Annotated in this window: 4 protein-coding genes and 1 tRNA gene; 1 reads left to right on the top strand and 4 read right to left on the bottom strand. The window is 67.5% G+C overall.

Features of this window, described 5'->3' with window-relative positions; translation table 11 throughout:
- Positions 1 to 65 precede the first annotated feature (65 nt).
- Positions 66 to 141 (top strand) — tRNA-Glu (locus tag ACHFFZ_RS09695).
- A gap of 90 nt (positions 142 to 231) precedes the next feature.
- On the opposite strand, the gene ACHFFZ_RS09700 is transcribed toward ACHFFZ_RS09695, so the two are convergent.
- The 4 genes from ACHFFZ_RS09700 to ACHFFZ_RS09715 all read right to left on the bottom strand — a co-directional run.
- The gene (locus tag ACHFFZ_RS09700; RefSeq protein WP_394276431.1) at positions 232 to 477 is read right to left on the bottom strand and encodes a hypothetical protein; all 246 of its coding nucleotides are present in this window, start codon (positions 475 to 477) and stop codon (positions 232 to 234) included.
- Positions 478 to 498: 21 nt separating this feature from the next.
- Positions 499 to 1,608: a tyrosine-type recombinase/integrase gene (locus ACHFFZ_RS09705; RefSeq protein WP_394276432.1), complete on the bottom strand. Its 1,110-nt coding sequence runs from the start codon at positions 1,606 to 1,608 to the stop codon at positions 499 to 501.
- A gap of 1 nt (position 1,609) precedes the next feature.
- Positions 1,610 to 1,810, bottom strand: coding sequence for a helix-turn-helix transcriptional regulator (locus ACHFFZ_RS09710; protein WP_394276433.1), 201 nt, complete (start codon positions 1,808 to 1,810; stop codon positions 1,610 to 1,612).
- A 3-nt stretch (positions 1,811 to 1,813) separates the two neighbouring features.
- Positions 1,814 to 2,838: replication initiator (locus ACHFFZ_RS09715; RefSeq protein ID WP_394276434.1), on the bottom strand; the 1,025-nt coding region annotated here is incomplete at its 5' end.

The raw sequence follows: 2,838 nt of genomic DNA on the forward strand, positions 1-2,838 counted from the left end.
GAGCCACGGTCAGCGCGGACGCGGTTTTGAGCAGCGCCCGAAGGCCACTAGACTTGCCCGGTCGGGTCCCCATCGTCTAGCGGCCCAGGACACCGCCCTTTCAAGGCGGCAGCGCGGGTTCGAATCCCGTTGGGGATACCACTAGCAAGAAGCCCCTGACGAGGCGTGACGCCGAGTCAGGGGCTTCTTGATTGTCCGGGACCAGTGGCCGCGGTACGCATTTGGTACGCATCACATCCGCCGGACCAACAGGATCGCAAAGACAATGGTCATGAGAATGCCAGCGAAGCCCAGAAGCACGCAGAGCATCCCCAACCAGTGCCGAGGCGATCCAGGCGTGGTCGTACGCTTCGAGGTGTTGGGACGGAGCGGCCCCCACCATGCGAGCCACGTCGCGGTGATCCCCACCACGAGCGTGATAGCCCCTCTGATGAGAATCGTCTCTGTCGGCAACACTTCGAACTCAAGCAATGTCATCCCTAGCCCCCCTTCAACCTCTCAGCCCAACAGAGCGTCGAGGCGGTCGACTGCCTCGTCGGCACCGTCGGCAAACAGCCCGCCGTACCTGGTCAGGGTGAACGCTACCGAGTTGTGGCCCGCCCATTCGGAGACTTCACGCACATTGCATCCAGCGGCGACGAGGATCGCCACGAAGCTGTGCCGCAGCCCGTGGAAGGTGAAACCGTCGAGCCCAGCCGCCTTCACCGCAGGACGCCACACATGCCGACCGAAGGTCCCACGAAACAGCGGTCCCCCGTGCGTGCCGATGAAGACCAGGTCATCGGCGCCGGGCCCGACGAAGGTGTCCAAGTGTTCCTCAATCCGACGCATGACCGCGCGCGCCACCGGGATGGAGCGCTTGGAACGTCGGGTCTTGGGCTCCTGGCCCAAGTGCACAACGCCATGCACCTCCACGGCGGTGTGCTCGACGATGATCCGCGAGCGCGTTGCGTCGATGTGCGAGCGGGTCAGGCCGGCAGCCTCACCCCATCGAAGTCCCGCATACCCGCCGACCAAGACAAGGGCCTTGTACTTGTCGGGCATGGCATCGACGAGTCGTTCCAGCTCGCGCTGGGTGAGGAAGCGGGGCGTCTTGGCCCGCTCGGTGGGGAGGTTCACGCGAATGGCCGCGTTGAAGGAGATCCGCCGGTCGTCCACGGCTGCCTGCAGGCACTGGCGCAGGGCGAAGACGGCCTTGCGTACCGTCGCGGCAGAGTAGCCCTGAGCCATGAGCTCCTGGACCCATTCGGCAATGCGCGCGCTGTTGATCCGCCGTAGCGGCACGTCACCGAACGTCGGCAGCACCTGCTTGGCCATGGTGGTCTCCAGTCGCGCCCTGGTGGTCGGGCGAAGGTCATGACGCGTCTGCACCCAGGGCTCTGCCCACTGCCGAAACGGCATGTCACCGCGGCGAGGGTCGAGCCAACGGCCCTCCTGCAGCTGCATCTCGATCTCGGCTCGACGACGCTCGGCATCCAGGGCACGGGCGAATGATTCTGCGTGTTCCTGTCCGGCCCCGTCGCGATAGCGCACTCGGTAGCGGACGGTTTTGCGGACCTTTCCACCGGCCGTGGTGGACGTGCGCTCCACACGATCGACGTAGGCCACGTCAGGCGACCTTGGCCACGTCGGCCCGGCCTTCGAGCCAGGCGTTCACCTCAGCCAGACGGAAGCGGACGTGCCGTCCGACCTTGTAGCCGCGGGGCCCCTCGCCCCGGTAACGCCAGGCGTAGATGGTGGGCACCGGGACGCCGAGCAGGCGGGCCAGGTCCTCAATGGTCAGCAGGGGTTCGATGGTGGTCGCGGACATGGTTCAGCTCTCCTTTGAGTGGTGGGGGTGGGTGGTTGTGGCCTTCCATTGCGCGTACTCGCGGGCGCGGGCGGCTGCTGCGGTGGCGAGGGCTTGGTCTGTGGAGGTGTCCCATCCGGTGGATTCGTAGCGCCAGTCCTTGACGGTGATGACCTGGTCGTCGGTGTCGTGGGCGTCGAGGGCGAGCAGGTCGACGAAGTACAGGGTGACCGGCTGCCTACCGGACTGGGCCAGGAGGGTTTGGAAGCGTGCGCGGGCTCGTCTCAGGGCGCCGAGGGTGAGGCTGTAGCGGCGGGACTTGGTGGCGAAGTGGCCGCGGTAGCCGAGGTCGCGGGTGCGTTTGCCGATCTTGGCGTAGGGGTCGATGCCGCCTCGCCATAGCGGGATGGTGCAGGGCTGGCCGGTGTCGCGGCGGGTTTGGCGCAGGGCTGCTTCGGTGGCCCAGGTGCGGCACAGTGCGTTGAGGCGCTGGAGGTGGGGGTTGTTGCGGTGGGTGGTGGCGTCGCTGGCGTCCTTGGTGGCGTACTTGGCGAGGTAGGCCGCGACCTGCGCGGGCTTCAAGGCAGCGTCGGGGTCGTCGGGGCGGTGGTGGTCGCGGACCTGCTTGACGTCGACCTGGGGGCCGAAGGCCAGCACCACCGGCGCCTGTCCCTCGACGGGCGGCGGGACGGTGTAGCGCAACGAGGTCGCGGCGTGCTCGACCAGGGCGGCGAGACGACTGGTGGTGATCGAGTCGGGGGCGGGGGCGCCGATGCCGAGGAGCGCGGGGCCGTCGAGGCGGATCAGGGCGTGGTAGTGGATCGCGCCGCGGGCCTGGACTTCGGCCACTTTGGCGTACTGGATGGAGCAGTGGTCGCGGAGCTTGCCGGGCTTGATGCCGAGGTCGGTGGCGAGGGCGCGGCCGAGGCTGATGGTGAAGCGTCGCCACAGTTCGGGGGCCCACCACTGCCAGACCAGGTGGTGGTCGTAGCGGTAACACTCCGAACACAGGGGCTGGCCAAGGCACTCGTCGTGATCGCCGTGCTTGG

This window comes from Luteococcus sp. (assembly GCF_043424415.1).
Taxonomy (GTDB): Bacteria; Actinomycetota; Actinomycetes; order Propionibacteriales; family Propionibacteriaceae; genus Luteococcus.

What these genes read in the sequence shown, in the direction of transcription:
- ACHFFZ_RS09700 (WP_394276431.1), bottom strand. Translation starts at nt 477, where the DNA reads ATGACATTGCTTGAGTTCGAAGTGTTGCCGACAGAGACGATTCTCATC.
- ACHFFZ_RS09710 (WP_394276433.1), bottom strand. Translation starts at nt 1,810, where the DNA reads ATGTCCGCGACCACCATCGAACCCCTGCTGACCATTGAGGACCTGGCC.